Source organism: Enterobacter sp. 198, assembly GCF_009025585.1.
GTDB classification, from domain to species: Bacteria; Pseudomonadota; Gammaproteobacteria; order Enterobacterales; family Enterobacteriaceae; genus Enterobacter; species Enterobacter ludwigii.
Map to the genome: position 1 here is coordinate 142,801 of NZ_WCIM01000016.1, position 20,901 is coordinate 163,701.

The following is a 20,901-nucleotide window of genomic DNA, read 5'->3' on the forward strand; positions in this document are numbered from 1 at the left end:
CTCTGTTAGGCATAAGCCGCAGCCGGAGTGACCTTCCCAAGACGGAGGGCATCCAGCGCGATCATTTTTTCTTCGTTGGTTGGGATCACCGCGCAGGCCACGCGGGACGAATCGGTGGTGATCACACGCTCACCTGTGCTGCCCGGCAGGGCATTTTTGGCTTCATCGAGGGTGATGCCAAAGACGGCCAGGTGTTCCGCCACCAGCGTGCGGATCAGTCTGGAGTTCTCACCAATCCCGCCGGTGAACACCACACCGTCCAGGCGGTGTAACGACGCCGCGTGCCCGGCAATATGCCGTGCGATACGGTGAACAAAGGTCTGGATCGCCAGCTGTGCCCGCTGATGTCCCTCATGCCAGGCCTTTTCGAGAGTTCGCAGATCGGAGGATATTCCCGAGATCCCCAGCAGGCCGGACTCTTTATTGACGACGCGTTCCAGATCCTCAAATGACTGTCCGGTCCGTTGGGCTATCCAGGCCATGGCGCCGAAATCAACGTCGCCACAGCGGGTCCCCATGATCAGCCCTTCCAGCGGCGTCATGCCCATGGAGGTATCCACGCTCTCACCATTGCGTACCGCGCAGATGGATGCCCCGTTGCCGAGATGGGCAATCACCAGCCCGCTGTCCTCAGGCGAAATCCCGAGCAGGGCATGCGCCTGCCCGGCAACGTAGCGGTGGGACGTCCCGTGGAAGCCATAGCGCCGTACGCCAAGTTCTTCAAAATAGCGGTACGGCAGCCCGTACAGATAGGCCTGCGGGGCCAGCGTCTGGTGGAAGCTGGTGTCAAACACCGCCACCTGCTGTATGCCCGGAAACAGGCGTTCGGCTGCCTCGACGCCGCTTAAGTTGGCGTAGTTATGCAGCGGCGCCAGCGAGGAAACCTGACGGATCTGCTCAATAACCTGTTCCGTGATAAGGGTCGACTCGCTGAAGAGGTCGCCGCCGTGCGCAATACGATGGCCAATCAGGGCCACGCTGCTCATCAGGTCACGCTTCTCCAGCTCCAGGGCGATGGCTGCCAGCGCCCCTTCGTAGTCATGGTGAGCCAGTCTGGCTGGCTCACCCCCATTCACGGAAATAAAGGCTTTTTCAGTGTTAATCCCGTCTGCAATGCCCGTCATCAGGGCATCACAACTGCTGGCATCGAGTACTGAAAACTTAACAGAGGACGATCCGCAGTTAATAACCAATACAACCGGAAACTCAATCATGGTGTTACTCCGCTCTTCCTGAGCCAGGGTTTAGAACAGTTTGTAGACGATGTTCAGGATGGTCAGCAGGCCCACAACCGTGACGAAGATGTTCTCGGGTCTGCCCTTATATTTCGCCATTGCCGGCGCTTTACGAATGGCATACATCGGCAACAGGCACAGCAGAGAGGCAATGATTGGCGCCCCCATGGCTTCGATAAGGTCGAGAATGTTCGGGTTAGCATAGGCAACGACCCAGGTCGACCCCATGATGAACACCATGCTGATGGTGTTCAGTTTGCCTACGGAGACTTTCTTCTTATCGCCCTTATAACCGAACTTCAGGATCAGGCCGTTCAGCCCTTCCAGCGTGCCCAGATAGTGGCCGAAGAAGGATTTGAAGATAGCGACCAGCGCAATGATGGAGGCACCGTATTCCAGCACCGTGGCAAACGTTGATTTAGTGCCTGACATGGTCGCAAAGTGGTTCGCCAGGTAAGAGAGCACGGGAATATTCTGCGCTTTGGCATCGGCCATGTTCTGCGGCGAGAGCGTGAACAGGCAGCTAAAGGCGAAGAACATCACCACTGCAACCATCAGCAAGCTGGCGCGACCGATGATTTTGGAACATTTCTGCTCGGTAAACGCTTTACCGAACTCGGGTTCGTACTCTTCACGTTTCGAGACCACAAACGAGGAGACGATGGGCGAGAAGTTGAAGGAGAAGACCATGATGGAGATCCCCAGCCAAACCGTCACCAGAATGCCGTCATGCCCGGTAAACGCGATATCACTCAGATTGACCTGGTCAATCACCGACGAGTTCCAGTAAGGGATCAGCGACAGGGAAATCAGCACCAGGCTGGCGATAAACGGGAACACCAGGAAGCTCATCACCTTCACCATCAGGTCTTTACCAAACCAGATAACAAAGGCCATCAGCAGCAGCAGGAACAGCGCCACTACGCCGCGGTTAAGCGCGGGCAACTGGAGCTGGTTTTCCCAGAAGGTCATAAAGGTGTTCGTAATGGTGACGCCGTAAATCCACAGCAGCGGGCAAATGGCGAAGAAGTAGAGGAACGTGATCACCACCCCACCGGTCTTACCAAAATGCTCTTCCACCGTTTCGGTGATGTTGCCAGACACGTTACTGCCGGACAGACACAGGCGCGCCAGCGCCCGGTGGCAATAAAACGCAATCGGGAAAGCGAGAACCAGCATCAGCAGGATAGGAATCAAGCCGCCGAAGCCTGCGCGAATCGGGAAGAACAGCACACCTGCGCCAATGGCGGTTCCAAACAGGCCAAGCGTCCAGGTGGTATCAGACTTACGCCAGGAGGACGTTTTTGTCTGGCCAACGATAATGCTTTCTGTGTTGCTCATAGGTCATCCTTTATGCGTCAACGAAGCCGGTAATTTGGGATACGCGGGAGAGATCGATATTGCCGCCGGAAATAATGCAAACGGTTTTACGCCCCTGAATATAGTGATCAAGCTTGCCGCTTAATAACGCCGCACAGGCCAGTGCGCCAGCACCTTCTGTAACCACTTTATTTCGCTGAATGAGGGCAATCATGCTGTTACGAATATCGTCTTCGCTGACCAGCACAATGTCATCGACTAATTCACGAACAATCTCGAAGGTTAATTTACCCGGGCGAGACACATCACATCCGTCGGCTAATGTACCGGTAACGCGGTGGTTAATGATTTCTCCTGCCTGATACGATGCGGCCATTCCATGTACGTTTTCAGACTGCACGCCGATAATATTAATGGTCGGGTTGATGGATTTAATGGCCGTTGCAATTCCGGCAATTAAACCGCCACCGCCGATGGGTACAATCACGTTATCCACATCATACAAATCTTCGAGAATTTCCAGGCCAATGGTGCCCTGGCCGGCAATCACTTTCGGATCGTCATACGGCGGGATAAAAATGCGCCCTTCCAGCTCCACGATTTCGCTGACTTTGGCGATGGTGTCGTTGAAGTTTTCGCCGTGCAGCACCACTTCAGCCGAGTAGTCACGGGTGGCGGCGACTTTAGATTTCGGCGCGCCCATCGGCATGACCACTTTGCCGTCGATACCGAGCATTGCACAGGAGAGCGACACGCCCTGCGCGTGGTTGCCTGCAGAACAGGCGACCACGCCTTTACGTTTTTCAGCTTCGGTCAGCGAACTTAATTTATTAAACGCACCGCGGATCTTGAAGGAGCCAGTACGCTGCATATTTTCAAACTTCAGGAATATCTCACCTTTACAGCGTTCGCTGAGATAATTTGAGCGCGGCATGCCGGTTTTATATATTTTGCCTGCCAGTCTTTTTCTGGCGTCCTGAATATCTTCAATGGTCACCGGGAGATCGTAGGTAATATGCATAATATCCTCGTTATAATAATTCATTTTCTTCAGGCAAAGTCAGGGTATCAGAGCACGGATAAAATAAGCTCTGGGTGTTTTTAAACAGGTTAACGCGTTATCAGAGGGTTATTTAATCATCGTCGTCTTTCACTGGTCAGTGACGCGTATTGTTTTGCCAGTTCGACTAATACTGACGCCGATTTCTTAATTCTGTAATTTTTTGACCACACGGCGGCATAACGCGCTATGGGTAATTCATCTTCCACCGGCAGTACAATAAACTGGTCGGAACCGAATGGCGCAATCATGTCGCAGGGAATAACCGTCAGGTAATCGGCATTCAGGACAAGGTTATAAATGGTCACGACGGAATCGGTCTGGACGATGTTTTCAATGCTGATGTGATTGTCTTGCAGAGTGGTCAGAAGTTCTTTGTAGTAGCCCATATCGGTTTGCGGCATCACCCACTGTTCATCCGTGAGTGATGCCAGTGTAGTCGAGCCGGTGCACGTTCGTGATTTGTTGGCTACCAGGACAAACTCAGACTCAAACAGCGGCTCGACATGAAGATCCTGCAGCAGCATTTCATCACTTAAGGTGCCGATGGCAAAATCCAGCCGACCGTCGCGAATGGCCGGCAGGAAAGAGGACAGCTGAGCTTCGTACATCGAGACGCGCGCTTTCGGGAACACTTCCTTGAATTTTTTGATCATTTCGGACAGGAAGGTGAAGCCAATGAGCGACGGGTAACCAAAGGAGACATCCATGACGGTACTGAAACTGAGGCTGTTAATCTCGCTCACCATGTTTTTCATCTCACGGGTGATCGACTCAGAGTACGAGAGTAATACCTGGCCTGCCGCAGTCAGTTTAACGCCGGTGTTTTTGCGCACCATGACTTCAACGCCAAAGTAAGATTCGATATCGCTGATAATTTTGCTGACGGCAGGTTGCGTCAGGCCCAGTTGTCTTGCAGCAGAACCAATGGAGCCACTTTTAATGACTTCCTGAAATACCACGAGGTGCTGTGTTTTCGGTAGAATAATAGTGTTCATAATATTCTGCGCTTATTTCCCTATGACGGGGTGGATTCTACTCAATATGGCTAACGGGGGTATGTGCTGTTACTCACAATTTGCTTTTTCACACCCTTAATCAGCATAACGATAATCCTTTAAAACACCTTATTATCAATGGGTTACATTAATATAAATACGCCATAATGCTGATATTGATCAACAAAAAGAGCAGTAATAAATTTATTTTATGGCGATAACACAGGTAAATTTTTCGGCGTTAAAAAAATCGATAAAGACTATCTTTCAGGCAATTAAAGATTAATAAATAACCGTAATTCGTTTAAAACATTCTTTCAATTTATCAAATTTGTCTGCGGTGATTTTGCTGACTTTCGGGAAACAGTGGAATGCATCACACATTCATGAGCTAAATGTTTTTGAATTCAATATACATATATCAAATAAGAAAACATTCACGATCATAAAAGCAACATTCATAACAAATTAACAATACTGCAGAATCAGGATTCTTTAGCGCGAAATTTTGTGATTACGATCGCCAGCAGATGCGAAAAAGAGGATTAAGGGGTGAAAGCAGTGAAATGTGCTTAATGTCGCAAATATGATAATTGATGTCGTTTGAGCGATGCATCGGGTGGCCCTTGCTTGCAATTTCTAAGGCCGATAAAAGAAAAACCCCGCCGAAGCGGGGTTGTGTAAAAAGTTGAAGCTGACCGATAAGCCGCGTTCTTTCATAGAAAGCGGAGTGGACAGTCATTCATCTCATTTAGTGCAGATAGCAAAAACCCCGCCGTAGCGGGGTTTTGTAAGAAGTTGAAGCTGACCGATAAGCCGGGTTCTTTCTTAGAAAGCGGAGTGGACAGTCATTCATCTCATTTAGCGCAGATAGCAAAAACCCCGCCGAAGCGGGGTTTTGTAAAAAGTTGAAGCTGACCGATAAGCCGGGTTCTGTCGTGGACAGTCATTCATCTAGGCCAGCAATCGCTCACTGGCTCAAGCAGCCTACCCGGGTTCAGTACGGGCCGTACCATGTGAACCCCTATTTGGCCTTGCTCCGGGTGGAGTTTACCGTGCCACGGACTGTTGCCAGCCGCGCGGTGCGCTCTTACCGCACCCTTTCACCCTTACCTGATCCCGCTTGCGCGGGCCATCGGCGGTTTGCTCTCTGTTGCACTGGTCGTGGGTTTCCCCCCCAGGCGTTACCTGGCACCCTGCCCTATGGAGCCCGGACTTTCCTCCCCTCCGCCCGTCTCCCCCCGAAAGGGGACGACGACGAAGCGGCGACTGTCTGGTCAGCTTCGGCGCGCAGTATAGAGGGTTTGTGCCCCGCTGTCACCCTTGGGCGTGCATCCCTATCTGCAAAGTGGCGGCGATATTGCGCGAGGCGCGGTAAATATTGTCAAACGCCCCACGGTAAGCCTCTTCCAGCGACTCGACGCGGCTCAACACGCTGAACACCGCGTCGATGCCATACTGATGCACGACCCCCACATCCCGGGTCAGACTGCCGGCAATGCCGATCACCGGCTTATGGTATTTTTTGGCGATACGGGCGATACCGACGGGCACTTTGCCCTGAATGCTCTGGCTGTCAATGCGCCCTTCGCCCGTCAGTACCAGCGTGCAGTCGTGAATATGTTCTTCGAGGTTAAGTGCCTGGGTGACAATCTCAATACCGCTCTTCAGTTCCGCGCCGAGGAAGGCCATCAGGGCCGCCCCCATGCCTCCCGCGGCACCCGCACCGGGAACCTGCTTCACGTCAATTCGCAGAGATTTTTTTATCACATCGGCATAGTGGCTGAGATTAGCGTCGAGAGTGAGGATCATCTCCTCTGTCGCCCCTTTTTGCGGGCCAAAGATACGGGAAGCGCCTCTCTCGCCAACCAGCGGATTCGTGACGTCGCACGCGACGTGGATTGTGCAATCTTTTAGCCTGGCGTCGAGGCCGGAGAGATCGACGCTGTTGAGCGTCATCAGGCTGCCGCCGCCATAACCCATTTCAGTGCCGTTGGCGTCGCAGAGCGTGGCCCCCAGCGCCTGCATCATTCCGGCGCCGCCGTCGTTGGTGGCACTGCCGCCAATGCCGATAATGATATGTCGGGCACCTTTATCCAGCGCGCTGAGAATAAGCTCCCCGGTCCCCCGGGACGTGGTGACGAGCGGGTTACGTTGGGTGGCCGGGACCAGTGCCAGACCGCTGGCGGCGGCCATCTCAATAAATGCCGTGCGGCCATCGCCGGACATACCCCAGCGGGCGTTTACCTGTTCACCCAACGGGCCCGTGACCCGAGCATGCTGTTCTGTGCCCTGGGTGGCGGCGATCATCGCGTCAACCGTACCTTCCCCGCCGTCAGCAACCGGCACCGAAACATAAAGTGCATCGGGGAAAATTTCCCGAAATCCTTTTTCAATCGCCTGAGCAACCCCGGAGGCAGAAAGGCTTTCTTTCCAGGAATCTGGCGCGATTACGATTTTCATAGTTGTCGCCTGTTACCGCACTCGGCAAAAATAGCGGACGCGTTCCCGCGTCCGTTTTTATTAGCGAGAGACTTCCACCTTCGCCAGTTTTTCGTAGTAGCACGCAATCGCGCTGTGGTCGGCAGTGCCCAGACCATCCGCGCGCAGGGCCTGCATCATTTCCATAACGGCGGCGGTCAGCGGCAGCTGCGCGCCCACGCCGTGGGAGGTATCCAGGGCATTCGCCAGATCTTTAATGTGCAGGTCGATTCTAAAACCGGGCTTGAAGTTACGATCCATCACCATGGGCGCTTTGGCATCCAGCACGGTGCTGCCCGCCAGGCCGCCACGGATCGCCTGATACACCAGATCAGGGTTAACGCCCGCTTTGGTGGCCAGCGTCAGCGCTTCCGACATTGCGGCAATGTTCAGCGCCACAATCACCTGGTTTGCCAGCTTGGTGACGTTACCCGCCCCGATATCGCCGGTATGCACCACGGATCCCGCCATGGCTTTCATCAGGTCGTAGTATTTGTCGAAAACAGCTTTGTCGCCGCCAACCATCACCGACAGGGTGCCGTCGATGGCTTTGGGCTCTCCGCCGCTGACCGGGGCATCCAGCATATCGACGCCCTTCGCGTTTAGCGCCTCACTGATTTCACGGCTTGCCAGCGGCGCGATAGAACTCATGTCAATCACCACCAGGCCGGGTTTGGCACCGTCAATGATGCCGTTCTCCCCCAGGGCCACCTCTTTCACATGCGGGGAGTTTGGCAGCATGGTGATAATGACATCGCACTGCTCAGCAATCGCTTTGGCGTTTGCTGCGGTTTCTGCGCCTGCGGCAATCACCTCGGCCACGGCTTGCGGATTATGGTCTGCAACCACCAGGGAGTAACCTGCTTTGATGAGGTTTTTACTCATGGGTTTACCCATGATCCCAAGGCCAATAAAACCCACTTTCAGCGTCATAATTCGTTTCCTCAATGATGGTTATTTTTTAAAGGCGTCCGCTAACTTCTGCGTGGCCGAGCGGAATACGCCGAGGTCGCTACCGACGGCAACGAAGGTCGCGCCCCACTCCAGATAGCGACGGGCATCAGCCTCAACCGGCGCCAGAATGCCGCACGGTTTGCCGTGCGCGTTGGCACGGGCAAAGATGTGCTGAATAGCGCGCTGCACCTCCGGATGACCCGCATTGCCCAGATGGCCGAATGCCGCAGCAAGATCGCTTGGGCCAACGAAGATGCCATCCACACCGTCGGTGGCAGCGATAGCGTCGACGTTATCGACCCCCTGCTGGCTCTCAATCTGTACCAGGATGGTGATGTTGCTGTTGGACTGTGTGAAGTAGTCCGGGACGGTGCCAAACATATTGGCACGATGTGAAACGGAGACCCCGCGGATCCCTTCCGGCGGATAACGCGTTGACGCCACGGCCTGCACCGCCTCCTCTTCCGTTTCCACAAACGGGATCAGGAAGTTGTAGAACCCAATATCCAGCAGACGTTTGATGATTACCGGCTCGTTGGTCGGGACGCGAACCACTGGCGCGCTATGGCTCCCTTTGAGCGCCATTAACTGCGGAATAAAGGTGCTGATATCGTTCGGCGCATGTTCGCCGTCCAGCACCAGCCAGTCGAAACCGGCCAGGCCCAGTACTTCGGTGCTGATGGGGCTTGCCAGCGCGGACCAGCAACCAATCTGGACCTGGTGCGCCGCGAGGGCCGCTTTAAACTTATTCGGGAAGATATCATTATTCATCACGTTTACCTTTTTAATTCCGCAGTCTTATTCAGGTTCATATTTATATTTTCAGACGCAGCGTCAGCGTTATATTTATTTCCTGACATAATTTAGGCGTTATAAAATCGTCATTCAGTATAATCCTCACGTCATGACAGCACATTGTTTTAATGCTCAAGCATTGCGGCGTGTTTTGATAATATTTTGAGCATATGCACAACGTGATGGGCGCTGATGCACAGAATCAGGCATTGCTGGCCGGGTGGCATCTGCGCCGGGTTTAAGGAGCGATCGGGATCACATTTTGATATCTCGTCTCCTGACATTCTTTATTGACTCAAGCCGCGTCTTTATTTCTGCGATAAGAAAATAAACATCCCCTGGCTGCATTTACTATCAGACATTTTGCTGGAGAATATTGAACAATGGCCGACATTGAAATTCGACAAGCGTCGCCGACGGCGTTCTATATCAAAGTTCACGACACGGATAATGTGGCGATAATTGTTAACGACAACGGTCTAAAAGCGGGCACCCGTTTCCCGGATGGGCTGGAGCTCACTGAACATATTCCGCAGGGGCATAAAGTCGCTCTGGTGGATATCCCGGCCCACGGTGAAATCGTGCGGTATGGCGAAGTTATCGGGTATGCGGTTCGCGCCATTCCTCAGGGGAGCTGGATTGAGGAGTCGCTGGTTGAGCTACCCGAAGCGCCGCCGCTGAACACGCTACCCCTGGCCACTCGGGTTCCTGAGCCACTGCCCCCGCTGGAAGGGTACACATTCGAAGGGTACAGGAATGCGGACGGCAGCGTAGGCACCAAGAATCTGCTCGGTATCACCACCAGCGTGCACTGTGTGGCAGGCGTGGTGGATTACGTGGTGAAAATCATTGAGCGCGACCTGCTGCCGAAATACCCGAATGTCGACGGCGTGGTAGGTCTGAACCATCTGTACGGCTGCGGCGTGGCCATCAATGCTCCGGCGGCCGTGGTACCGATTCGTACCATCCATAACATCGCGCTGAACCCGAATTTCGGTGGCGAAGTGATGGTCATTGGTCTGGGTTGCGAAAAGCTGCAGCCAGAGCGTCTGCTGCAGGGCACCGAAGATGTGAATGCCATTCCGGTCGACGAGGCCAGCATTGTTCGTTTACAGGATGCGCATCACGTCGGATTCCGTTCAATGGTTAACGATATCCTTCAGGTGGCGGAGCGCCATCTGGAAAAACTGAACCAGCGCCAGCGCGAGACCTGCCCGGCGTCAGAGCTGGTGATAGGCACCCAGTGCGGCGGCAGCGATGCGTTTTCAGGCGTCACGGCGAACCCGGCGGTGGGCTATGCCTCGGATCTGTTTGTCCGCTGTGGCGCCACGGTGATGTTCTCCGAAGTGACCGAAGTGCGTGATGCCATCCATTTGCTCACCCCACGCGCCATCAATGAAGAGGTGGGCAAACGCCTGCTTGAGGAGATGGCCTGGTACGATAACTATCTCGACATGGGACAAACCGATCGCAGCGCCAACCCCTCTCCGGGCAATAAAAAAGGCGGTCTGGCGAACGTGGTGGAAAAAGCCCTCGGCTCGATTGCCAAATCCGGCCAGAGCGCCATTGTTGAAGTGCTCTCCCCGGGCCAGCGCCCCACCAGACGCGGCCTGATTTACGCCGCGACCCCGGCCAGCGACTTTGTCTGTGGCACACAGCAGGTGGCGTCCGGCATTACGGTACAGGTCTTTACCACCGGGCGCGGCACGCCGTACGGGCTGATGGCAGTACCAGTGATTAAAATGGCCACCCGTACCGAGCTGGCAAACCGCTGGTATGACCTAATGGACATCAACGCGGGCACCATTGCCACTGGCGAAGAGAGTATTGAGGATGTCGGCTGGAAGCTGTTCCACTTCATTCTGGACGTGGCAAGCGGCCGTAAGAAGACATTCTCCGATCAATGGGGATTACATAACCAGCTGGCGGTGTTTAACCCGGCACCGGTGACGTGACCGCTTTCCCCCTCTCCCAAAGAGAGGGGGGCAACTTAGCCCTTCACCAACACCACATCTATTCCGCTCTTACGCAACCCTTCCAGGCTCTCAGGCGGAATCCCTTCATCGACGATAATCATATCGATTCTCTGGGTATCGATGATTTTATGCAGGCTCGAACGGTTAAATTTGCTGGAGTCAGTGACCACGATAATACGCTCTGCCACCTCGCACATCCGCCGGTTCAGTCGGGCTTCATCTTCATTGTGGGTACTGACGCCGCGATCGAGGTCGATGGCATCGACCCCCAGAAAAAGCAGATCAAAGTGGTAATTCTGTAAGGACTGCTCTGCCTGGTCGCCGTAAAAGGATTGCGACTGGCGGCGCAAGTGCCCACCGGTCATCAGCAGCTCCACCCCTTCCGCTTCCAGTAATGCATTCGCCACGTTCATTCCGTTGGTCATGGCAATCACATCCGTGTGCTGACGCAGCATACGGGCGATTTCAAACGTCGTGGTTCCGGAATCCAGAATGATGCGATGACCCGGCTTCACCAGCGCGGCGGCCGCCTGCGCGATACTGCGCTTAACTGCAGTATTGAGCGAACTTTTGTCCTCCACGGAGGGTTCAGTGCCAGGCGCATTGCCTTCACAAATCAGCGCTCCACCATAAGCACGAACGGCAATGCCCTGCTTCTCAAGAAACGCCAGGTCGTTACGGATCGTCACCGTGGAAACGCCATATAAATGAGAAAGATCGTTAACCTGCACGCTTCCCTGTGCCCGCAACCGCTGAATGATCTGCTCTCGCCTTTCACTGGTGCCGGTGACGCGCTTCTCCGCGGATGAATCGGTGCTGCTCATGCGAGCTCCTTAATAAATGGTCTTTCGTTTCATTTCGTTTTGTCTATTAACGCCTTTCTTTTATGGGAATGCAAGCCCTGCCTGCTTCCAGTCAGCGCACTCTCTCGTCGCTGAAACCTTTCATTATGTTTCTTTTGTGAAACAGATCGGAAAACTATTATCTTTCGTTTTATTTTTATACCACCATGATGCAGGATTAAATGAAACAAAACGAAAGATGAAAACCATCACCATCCGAAATGGAGAGGAAAGTGAAACATCTGACAGAAATGGTGGAACAACATAAACGGGGGAATGCGAACGGGATTTATGCCGTTTGTTCCGCACATCCACTGGTACTTGAAGCCGCAATTCGTTACGCCCAACTGCATCACACGCCGCTGCTGATTGAAGCCACCTCTAATCAGGTGGATCAATTTGGCGGTTACACCGGTATGACGCCCGCCGATTTTCACGGGTCCGTCTGTAAGCTGGCGGAATCCCTTGGTTTCCCGACATCGCAACTGATCCTCGGCGGCGATCATTTAGGGCCAAACCGCTGGCAAAACCTGCCTGCCCGGCAGGCGATGGCGAATGCCGAAGATCTGATCAGAAGCTATGTCGCTGCCGGGTTTAAAAAGATCCACCTCGACTGCAGCATGTCCTGCGAAGACGATCCAGTACCGTTAACCGACGCCATCGTTGCCGAGCGCGCGGCGCGCCTGGCGAAAATTGCGGAGAAAACCAGCCTGGCGCACGCTGATGTCGCTGACCTGGTCTATGTCATCGGTACGGAAGTGCCGGTTCCGGGCGGCGCGCATGAAACGCTCACCGAGCTTTCCGTCACGACCCCAGAAGCCGCGCGTGCCACCCTTGAAGCTCACCGCCACGCGTTCGAGAAAGAAGGGTTAAGCGACATCTGGCCACGCATTATTGGCCTGGTGGTTCAGCCTGGCGTTGAGTTTGACCACGCACATGTGTGTGACTATCAACCGCAAAACGCCGTCGCCCTGAGCCATATGGTTGAAGCTTACGACACGCTGATATTTGAAGCGCACTCTACCGACTACCAGACACCGCAGGCGCTGCGCCAGCTGGTGAAAGATCACTTCGCCATCCTCAAAGTTGGCCCGGCACTGACCTTTGCCCTGCGTGAAGCGTTGTTCTCGCTGGCCGCCATTGAAGAAGAGTTGCTGCCTGCAAAAGCCTGTTCGGGCCTGCGTCATGTCCTGGAAAACGTGATGCTCGATCGCCCCGAATACTGGCAAAGCCATTATCACGGTGATGGCAATGCGCGACGCCTGGCACGCGGGTATAGCTACTCCGATCGGGTGCGCTATTACTGGCCGGACAGCCAGATCGACGAAGCCTTTGCGCGACTGGTACGCAACCTGGCAGACGAACCGATCCCGCTGCCGCTGATCAGCCAGTACCTGCCGTTGCAGTACAGCAAAGTTCGCGAGGGTGCTCTCAAGTCGACACCACGGGACCTCATCCTCGACCACATTCAGGACATACTCCAGCAGTACCATGCCGCCTGCGAAGGCATAACGACTCAAAACGCATAATTAAAAAGAGGAAAGCGCTATGCCAAACATTGTCTTATGCCGCATCGATGAACGCCTGATCCACGGTCAGGTAGGTGTGCAATGGGTTGGGTTTGCGGGGGCCAACCTGGTGCTGGTCGCTAATGATGAAGTCGCTGAGGATCCGGTTCAACAAAACCTGATGGAGATGGTGCTCGCAGAAGGGATCGCCGTGCGTTTCTGGTCGCTGCAAAAAGTGATCGACAACATTCATCGCGCTGCCGAGCGCCAGAAAATTCTGCTGGTCTGCAAATCACCCGCGGATTTTCTGACGCTGGTCGAAGGCGGCGTGCCCATCACCCGTATCAACGTAGGAAACCTGCATTACGCCAGTGGCAAAAAACAAATTGCCAAAACGGTCTCTGTCGATGCGAACGATATCGCCGCATTTAACGGCCTGAAAGCCGCCGGAGTGGAATGCTTCGTTCAGGGTGTTCCGACTGAGACTGCTTTGGATCTCTTTAAACTGCTCTGAGGGATTCACAATGGAAATTAGTCTCTTGCAGGCATTCGCGCTGGGCATTCTCGCCTTTATCGCGGGCCTGGATATGTTTAACGGGTTAACACACATGCACCGCCCGGTGGTGCTCGGGCCGCTGGTTGGCCTCATTCTGGGCGATCTGCACACCGGTATTTTAACGGGCGGTACGCTGGAGCTGGTCTGGATGGGGCTGGCTCCGCTGGCCGGCGCGCAACCGCCAAACGTCATTATCGGCACGATTGTCGGCACCACGTTTGCGATCAGCACCGGTGTGAAGCCGGATGTCGCCGTTGGGGTTGCAGTCCCGTTTGCGGTTGCGGTACAGATGGGGATCACTTTCCTGTTCTCCGTCATGTCCGGGGTGATGTCCCGCTGTGACCGCATGGCAGCCAATGCGGACACGAACGGCATCGAAAGGGTCAACTATCTGGCACTGCTGGCGCTCGGTATCTTCTATTTTCTGTGTGCCTTCCTGCCGATCTACTTTGGCGCTGAACACGCGAAAACCGCCATTGATGTGCTGCCGGAACGTCTGATTGACGGCCTCGGCGTCGCCGGCGGCATCATGCCCGCAATTGGCTTCGCCGTATTGCTGAAAATCATGATGAAAAACGTCTATATCCCTTACTTTATCATCGGCTTTGTTGCCGCAGCCTGGTTGAAACTGCCGGTGCTGGCGATTGCCGCGGCTGCGCTGGCAATGGCGCTGATTGACCTGATGCGTAAATCGCCTGAACCGGCGACACCTGCAGCCCAGAAAGAGGAATTCGAAGATGGCATCTAATCAAACTACGCTGCCTGGCGTTTCTGACCACGAAGAGACGCTGCTCACGGGCGTGAATGAAAACGTCTATGAAGATCAACATATTGGTGCCGAGCTGACGAAAAAGGATATTAACCGTGTCGCCTGGCGTTCGATGCTGCTGCAGGCCTCGTTTAACTATGAACGTATGCAGGCTTCCGGCTGGCTGTATGGCCTCCTGCCCGCGCTGAAAAAGATCCATACCAACAAGCGGGATCTGGCCCGCGCCATGAAAGGCCATATGGGCTTCTTCAATACGCATCCATTTCTGGTGACATTTGTCATTGGCATCATCCTGGCGATGGAGCGCTCCAAGCAGGATGTCAACAGTATCCAGAGCACCAAGATTGCCGTGGGGGCACCGCTTGGCGGCATTGGCGATGCCATGTTCTGGCTTACGCTATTGCCAATTTGCGGCGGGATCGGCGCAAGCCTTGCCCTGCAAGGCTCCATACTGGGTGCGGTGGTCTTTATTGTGCTGTTTAACGTAGTGCATCTTGGCCTGCGTTTTGGCCTGGCACATTACGCCTACCGGATGGGTGTGGCAGCCATCCCGCTGATTAAAGCCAATACCAAAAAGGTCGGTCACGCGGCTTCCATCGTGGGGATGACGGTCATTGGCGCGCTGGTGGCAACCTACGTACGTCTCAACACCACGCTTGAAATCAAGGCCGGGGATGCGGTGGTCAAGCTGCAAGCCGACGTTATCGACAAACTGATGCCCGCTTTCCTGCCGCTGGTCTATACCCTGACCATGTTCTGGCTGGTTCGTCGCGGCTGGACCCCACTGCGCCTGATCGGTATCACCGTGGTGCTGGGGGTTGTCGGTAAGTTCTGTCACTTCCTGTAAAGCAAAGAGGTCGCAATGTTAGGCATTATTTTGACGGGTCACGGCGGGTTTGCCAGCGGGCTTGAACAGGCGATGAAACAAATCCTCGGCGAGCAGCCGCAGTTTATCGCCATCGATTTTCCTGAAAGCTCCACCACCGCGCGGCTGACCGCGCAGCTTGAACAGGCAGTCAGTGAACTGGACGGGCAGCACGATATTGTGTTTCTCACCGATCTGCTCGGGGGGACGCCGTTTCGAGTGGCATCAACGCTCGCCATGAAAAGACCCGGCAGCGAGGTGATTACCGGTACAAACCTGCAGCTGTTGCTTGAGATGGTGCTGGAGCGCGACGGGTTAAGCAGCGAAGCCTTTCGTCTGCAGGCCCTGGAATGCGGGCATCGCGGCCTGACCAGCCTGGTGGATGAGCTGGGGCGCTGTCGTGAGGAAGCCCCCGCTGAGGAAGGGATATGAGTCAGGTGCTGCGCGCGCGTCGTCTGCTGACCGAGCAGGGCTGGCTGGAGGATCACCAGCTACGCATGGAGAGCGGAATTATCACCGCCATCGAGCCGATCCCAGCTGGCGTGCATGCCCGGGATGCCGACCAGCTTTGCCCGGCGTATATCGATACCCACGTTCACGGTGGCGCGGGTGTGGACGTGATGGATGATGCCCCAGAGGTGCTGGACACGCTGGCGATGCATAAAGCGCGTGAAGGCACAGGGGCTTTTTTACCGACGACCGTCACCGCACCGCTGGAGACTGTCCACCGGGCGCTCGCACGCATCGCCCGGCGCTGTATGTCCGGGGGGCCCGGCGCGCAGATACTGGGCAGCTATCTTGAAGGTCCCTATTTTACGCCACAGAACAAAGGGGCACATCCGCCTGCGCTGTTTCGTGAGCTGGATGTCAGCGAACTGGACTCGCTGATTGAAGTATCGCAACACACCCTCAGGGTTGTCGCTCTGGCACCGGAGAAACCCGGTGCGTTGCAGGCCATTCGCCACCTTACGCAGCGTGGGATACGGGTCATGCTGGGTCACAGCGCCGCGACGTACGATCAAACGCTTGCCGCTTTTGAGGCGGGCGCTGATGGGCTGGTGCACTGTTATAACGGCATGACCGGGCTCCATCATCGTGAACCCGGTATGGTCGGTGCAGGCTTGACGGACCCGCGGGCATGGCTGGAACTGATTGCCGACGGGCATCACGTTCACCCGGGCGCTTTGCGGCTGTGCGCCTGCTGCGCCAAAGAGCGAATCGTTCTGATTACCGATGCCATGCAGGCCGCAGGGATGCCCGACGGACGTTACAGGCTGTGTGGCGACGAGGTCAACATGCACGGTGGGGTGGTACGCACCGCTTCCGGTGGGCTTGCAGGCAGTACGCTGTCTCTCGATGCCGCCGTGCGCAATATGGTGGCGCAGGCGGGAATAACGCCAGCGGATGCGATCCATATGGCCTCGCTGCACCCTGCCCGATTGCTGGGTATTGATCGCCAGCTCGGTTCATTAAAACCGGGCAAGCGTGCCAATATGATTGCGCTGGATGAAGGTTTCCACCTTCAGCAGATCTGGATCCAGGGTTTGGCTCTCCCCCTTTAGACCTTTCATTATCTCGTTATTGGGCCTTGCGGCAAGCGATCGCAAGGTCTTTCTTTTCCTTTCCTTAATCATTGCCTTTTCTTTGCCGATCACACTTTTCGTTTTATTTCTTTTCTTTCATTGAACTTTCGATTTCTTTTCTATAGATTTTATTTAACTGCTTAAGTGAACAAGTGAAACGAAACGAAAGATAGCGACACGTTTGCCAGCGTCTGATGTGGAATTCACACGACTAAGGACTGAGTTATGTCAGAAACCAACACTACCGCCACCACCGGCACATGGACCGAAGAAGAGATCCGCCAGCAACCTGCCAGCTGGATCCGCTCACTCAACAATATCGATAACCTGCGCGCGTCGATCGATAACTTCCTGACGCCGCTGCTGCGCAAGCGCGAGCTGCGGATCGTGTTGACGGGGGCAGGCACCTCGGCCTTTATCGGCGACATCATTTCGCCCTGGCTCGCCAGCCACACCGGGAAAAACATTACCGCCGTACCGACGACCGATCTGGTCACGAATCCGATGGACTACCTGAGCGCCGCACACCCGCTGCTGCTGGTGTCGTTTGCCCGTTCCGGCAATAGTCCGGAAAGCGTAGCCGCCGTTGAACTGGCAAACCAGTGTGTGCCGGAGTGCTACCACCTGTCGATCACCTGTAATGAGGCGGGAAGCCTTTATCAGACCGCGGTAAACAGCGATAACGCGTATGCGCTGCTGATGCCTGCCGAAACACACGATCGCGGGTTCGCGATGACCAGCAGCATTACCACCATGATGGCAAGCTGCCTGGCAGTCTTCGCCCCGGAGACGATCAACAGCCATACCTTCCGCGATGTGGCCGAACGCTGCCAGACGATCCTCACGTCACTGGGCGATTTCAGCCAGAGCGTCTTTGGCAACGATCCGTGGAAAAGGATCGTCTATCTGGGAAGCGGGGGTCTGCAGGGGGCCGCTCGTGAATCGGCGCTGAAGGTGCTGGAGCTGACGGCAGGCAAGCTGGCGGCGTTCTACGATTCCCCAACCGGTTTCCGCCATGGCCCTAAATCGCTGGTGGATCGCGAAACGCTGGTGGTGGTGTTTGTCTCCAGCCATCCGTATACGCGGCTGTACGATCTGGATCTGCTTGCTGAGCTGCGCCGCGATCGTCAGGCCATGCGCGTGGTGGCCATTGCCGCCGAAACCGATCCGGTCGTTGAGGCTGGCCCGCATATCCTGCTGCCCCCTGCTCGCACGTTTATCGATATGGAGCAGGCTTTCTGCTTCCTGATGTACGCCCAGGTCTTTGCTCTGTCCCAGTCACTTCGTGTGGGCAATACCCCGGATACACCGTCCGCCAGCGGCACGGTTAACCGTGTCGTGCAGGGCGTCGTTATTCATCCGTGGCAGGCTTAAGAGGATCCGATCATGAGTATTATTTCGACAAAATATCTTCTGCTGGACGCCCAGGCGAAAGGCTATGCCGTACCGGCGTTCAACATCCATAACGCGGAGACGATCCAGGCGATCCTCGAAGTGTGTAGTGAAATGCGATCGCCGGTGATCCTCGCGGGCACGCCGGGCACCTTTAAGCACATTGCACTGGAAGAGATCTACGCCCTGTGCAGCGCGTACTCCACCACTTACGAGATGCCGCTGGCGCTGCACCTCGATCATCACGAATCGCTCGACGACATTCGTCGCAAAGTTAACGCGGGTGTGCGCAGCGCGATGATCGACGGCAGCCACTATCCGTTTGAGCAAAACGTAAAGCTGGTGAAATCAGTGGTCGACTTCTGCCACCTCAACGATTGCAGCGTTGAAGCCGAACTGGGCCGCCTGGGCGGCGTGGAAGATGACATGAGCGTGGACGCTGAAAGCGCGTTTCTGACCGACCCGCAGGAAGCGAAACGCTTCGTTGCGCTGACCGGCGTCGACAGCCTGGCCGTGGCCATCGGAACCGCTCACGGTCTTTATACCAAACGTCCAAAAATCGACTTCCGGCGGCTGGCTGAAATCCGCGACGTGGTGAGCGTACCGCTGGTGCTGCACGGGGCGAGTGATGTGCCGGATGACGATGTTCGCCGCACCATAGAGCTGGGCGTTTGCAAAGTGAACGTGGCAACCGAGCTAAAAATTGCGTTCTCTGGCGCCGTTAAGGCCTGGTTTGCTGAGAACCCGCAGGGCAACGATCCGCGTTTCTACATGCGGGTTGGCATGGATGCCATGAAAGACGTGGTCAGAAGCAAAATCACCGTGTGCGGCTCGGCGAACCGATTGCTGCTTCCGGCGGAAGCCTGATCTCATCGCATAGAACATCAGTAACTCAAAAATAACTATAAGCCTCGCAAATATGAAGGCGCGTCCTTAAGCCAGAAAGCGCCTTCCATTACGATAAATAATTCCGAGGAGTCCCTACATGACACAGGAAAAGTCGTTTAAATCGAAAGCGTGGGAGTTTTTTCAGAGCCTGGGAAAGACCTTTATGTTCCCGGTCTCCCTTCTGGCCTTTATGGGGTTATTGCTGGGTATCGGTAGTTCTGTTACCAGCCCCTCCACCCTCAAAAGTTTCCCCTTTCTGGGCGGCGAATTAACTCAGCTCACCTTTGGCTTTATTGCCATGGTCGGCGGCTTCGCCTTTACCTATCTTCCCCTCATGTTTGCCATGGCGATCCCAATGGGACTGGCCAGACGCAACAAAGCAGTGGGCGCATTTGCCGGGTTTGTTGGCTATATGCTGATGAACATGAGCATCAATTATTACCTGATTGCGACCCACCAGCTTGCCGATGCCGCCTCCATGAGACAAGTCGGGCAATCGATGGTACTGGGCATTCAAACCCTGGAGATGGGTGTGCTGGGTGGTATCGTGGTTGGGGTCATTACCTTTTTCCTGCACGAGCGTTTTCAGGATACCGTTTTACACGACGCGTTCGCCTTCTTTAGCGGCATTCGTTTTGTGCCAATTATCACCGCCCTCACCCTCTCACTGGTGGGGCTGTTTATTCCCCTGCTGTGGGAGTACGTTGCGCTGGGCATTACCGGGATTGGCCATATTATCCAGAGCACCAGCGTGTTCGGCCCGTTCCTCTACGGCGTGGGGGTACTACTGCTCAAACCCTTTGGCCTGCACCATATTTTGCTGGCGATGGTGCGCTTTACGCCCGCGGGCGGTATTGAAATGGTCAATGGTCATGAAGTCGCCGGGGCGCTGAACATTTTCTACGCCGAACTGAAAGCGGGTCTGCCGTTCAGCCCGCACGTTACCGCGTTCCTGTCGCAGGGCTTTATGCCGACCTTTATCTTCGGCTTACCGGCGGTGGCATACGCCATCTATCGCACGGCCCGCCCGGAAAACCGCCCGGTGATTAAAGGCCTGCTGCTCTCCGGCGCGCTGGTCTCCGTCGTCACCGGGATCTCCGAGCCAATTGAATTCCTGTTCTTGTTTATCGCCCCTGCCCTTTACGCCTTCCATATTGTGATGTCGGGCCTGGCCCTGATGGTCATGGCTCTGCTGGGGGTGACCATCGGCAACACCGACGGCGGCATTCTGGATCTGCTTATCTTCGGGGTCATGCAAGGGATGTCGACCAAATGGTATCTGGTATTCCCGGTAGGCATTGCCTGGTTTGCCCTCTACTTCTTCGTCTTCCGCTGGTACATCCTCAAACACGATATTAAAACGCCGGGCCGTGAAGTGGACACCCAGGGTGCACAGCAGGCCGTCGAGGCCAATACCCGGGCACGCGGAAAATCGAAATACGATCATGGGCTTATCCTGCGTGCGCTCGGCGGTAAAGAGAACATCGAGTCGCTTGATAATTGCATTACCCGGCTGCGTCTGGTGGTGAAAGACATGAGTCTCATCGACCAGCAGGCGTTAAAAGAGGCCGGTGCATTGTCCGTCGTGGTGCTGGATGCGCACAGCGTCCAGGTGATCATCGGCCCGCAGGTGCAAAGCGTAAAAACCGGCATTGAAGCCTTAATTTAACAGGGGGTTG

General features: G+C 55.1%; 18 protein-coding genes and 1 other RNA gene. 10 read left to right on the forward strand and 9 right to left on the reverse strand.

The genetic code is table 11. The annotated features are described in order from the left end of the window. Positions 1-5: 5 nt before the first annotated feature. The 8 genes from tdcD to garL form a co-directional block, all read right to left on the reverse strand. Entirely contained in the window at positions 6-1,214 is a 1,209-nt protein-coding gene (gene tdcD / locus F8561_RS08520) for a propionate kinase (protein WP_151887336.1), read from the reverse strand. A gap of 30 nt (positions 1,215-1,244) precedes the next feature. Beyond that, entirely contained in the window at positions 1,245-2,576 is a 1,332-nt protein-coding gene (gene tdcC, locus F8561_RS08525; protein ID WP_014171741.1) for a threonine/serine transporter TdcC, read from the reverse strand. A 10-nt stretch (positions 2,577-2,586) separates the two neighbouring features. Next, positions 2,587-3,576 carry a bifunctional threonine ammonia-lyase/L-serine ammonia-lyase TdcB gene (tdcB, locus tag F8561_RS08530; protein WP_032679736.1) on the reverse strand — a complete coding sequence of 330 codons (990 nt, stop codon included), beginning with the start codon at positions 3,574-3,576 and terminating at the stop codon, positions 2,587-2,589. A gap of 116 nt (positions 3,577-3,692) precedes the next feature. After that, positions 3,693-4,613, reverse strand: coding sequence for a transcriptional regulator TdcA (gene tdcA, locus F8561_RS08535; RefSeq protein ID WP_063156883.1), 921 nt, complete (start codon positions 4,611-4,613; stop codon positions 3,693-3,695). 906 nt (positions 4,614-5,519) lie between these two features. Beyond that, positions 5,520-5,898, reverse strand: an RNA gene (rnpB, locus tag F8561_RS08540) — RNase P RNA component class A. 32 nt (positions 5,899-5,930) lie between these two features. Next, a complete protein-coding gene (gene garK / locus F8561_RS08545; protein WP_151711697.1) occupies positions 5,931-7,076 on the reverse strand; it encodes a glycerate 2-kinase in 1,146 nt (381 codons plus the stop codon). 60 nt (positions 7,077-7,136) lie between these two features. Next, complete coding sequence (garR, locus tag F8561_RS08550) at positions 7,137-8,027, reverse strand: 2-hydroxy-3-oxopropionate reductase (RefSeq protein WP_020883565.1); 891 nt, start codon at positions 8,025-8,027, stop codon at positions 7,137-7,139. A 21-nt stretch (positions 8,028-8,048) separates the two neighbouring features. Continuing rightward, positions 8,049-8,819, reverse strand: a complete 771-nt coding sequence (gene garL, locus F8561_RS08555; protein ID WP_151887337.1) for a 2-dehydro-3-deoxyglucarate aldolase — start codon at positions 8,817-8,819, stop codon at positions 8,049-8,051. 407 nt (positions 8,820-9,226) lie between these two features. Between garL and garD the strand changes: the two genes are divergently transcribed. After that, entirely contained in the window at positions 9,227-10,798 is a 1,572-nt protein-coding gene (gene garD / locus F8561_RS08560) for a galactarate dehydratase (protein WP_104440394.1), read from the forward strand. A 35-nt stretch (positions 10,799-10,833) separates the two neighbouring features. Here garD and F8561_RS08565 read toward each other — a convergent pair whose 3' ends face one another. Further along, entirely contained in the window at positions 10,834-11,643 is an 810-nt protein-coding gene (locus F8561_RS08565; protein ID WP_020883561.1) for a DeoR family transcriptional regulator, read from the reverse strand. Between the two features lie 251 nt (positions 11,644-11,894). Here F8561_RS08565 and kbaZ point away from each other — a divergent pair, with 251 nt between their 5' ends. The 9 genes from kbaZ to malX all read left to right on the forward strand — a co-directional run bounded on the left by kbaZ (position 11,895) and on the right by malX (position 20,891). Next, on the forward strand, positions 11,895-13,190 hold the full coding sequence (gene kbaZ, locus F8561_RS08570) for a tagatose-bisphosphate aldolase subunit KbaZ (protein ID WP_226778019.1): 1,296 nt from the start codon (positions 11,895-11,897) through the stop codon (positions 13,188-13,190). 19 nt (positions 13,191-13,209) lie between these two features. Then, on the forward strand, positions 13,210-13,683 hold the full coding sequence (gene agaV, locus F8561_RS08575) for a PTS N-acetylgalactosamine transporter subunit IIB (protein ID WP_014171751.1): 474 nt from the start codon (positions 13,210-13,212) through the stop codon (positions 13,681-13,683). A gap of 10 nt (positions 13,684-13,693) precedes the next feature. Continuing rightward, the gene (gene agaW / locus F8561_RS08580) at positions 13,694-14,473 is read left to right on the forward strand and encodes a PTS N-acetylgalactosamine transporter subunit IIC (RefSeq protein ID WP_020883559.1); all 780 of its coding nucleotides are present in this window, start codon (positions 13,694-13,696) and stop codon (positions 14,471-14,473) included. Next, positions 14,463-15,341: a PTS N-acetylgalactosamine transporter subunit IID gene (gene agaE / locus F8561_RS08585; RefSeq protein WP_025202940.1), complete on the forward strand. Its 879-nt coding sequence runs from the start codon at positions 14,463-14,465 to the stop codon at positions 15,339-15,341. Before agaW ends, agaE begins: the two co-directional genes overlap by 11 nt. A 15-nt stretch (positions 15,342-15,356) precedes the next feature. Then, positions 15,357-15,791: a PTS galactosamine/N-acetylgalactosamine transporter subunit IIA gene (agaF, locus tag F8561_RS08590; RefSeq protein ID WP_020883557.1), complete on the forward strand. Its 435-nt coding sequence runs from the start codon at positions 15,357-15,359 to the stop codon at positions 15,789-15,791. Then, positions 15,788-16,921 (forward strand): N-acetylglucosamine-6-phosphate deacetylase, encoded by a 1,134-nt coding sequence (nagA, locus tag F8561_RS08595; RefSeq protein ID WP_151887339.1) that lies wholly within the window; start codon positions 15,788-15,790, stop codon positions 16,919-16,921. The genes agaF and nagA overlap by 4 nt, the downstream gene beginning before the upstream one ends. A gap of 246 nt (positions 16,922-17,167) precedes the next feature. Further along, positions 17,168-18,316 (forward strand): SIS domain-containing protein, encoded by a 1,149-nt coding sequence (locus tag F8561_RS08600; RefSeq protein WP_151887340.1) that lies wholly within the window; start codon positions 17,168-17,170, stop codon positions 18,314-18,316. Between the two features lie 12 nt (positions 18,317-18,328). After that, a complete protein-coding gene (gene kbaY / locus F8561_RS08605; protein WP_059306053.1) occupies positions 18,329-19,201 on the forward strand; it encodes a tagatose-bisphosphate aldolase subunit KbaY in 873 nt (290 codons plus the stop codon). A 118-nt stretch (positions 19,202-19,319) separates the two neighbouring features. Continuing rightward, positions 19,320-20,891 (forward strand): maltose/glucose-specific PTS transporter subunit IIBC, encoded by a 1,572-nt coding sequence (gene malX, locus F8561_RS08610; RefSeq protein ID WP_151887341.1) that lies wholly within the window; start codon positions 19,320-19,322, stop codon positions 20,889-20,891. Positions 20,892-20,901: the final 10 nt, after the last annotated feature.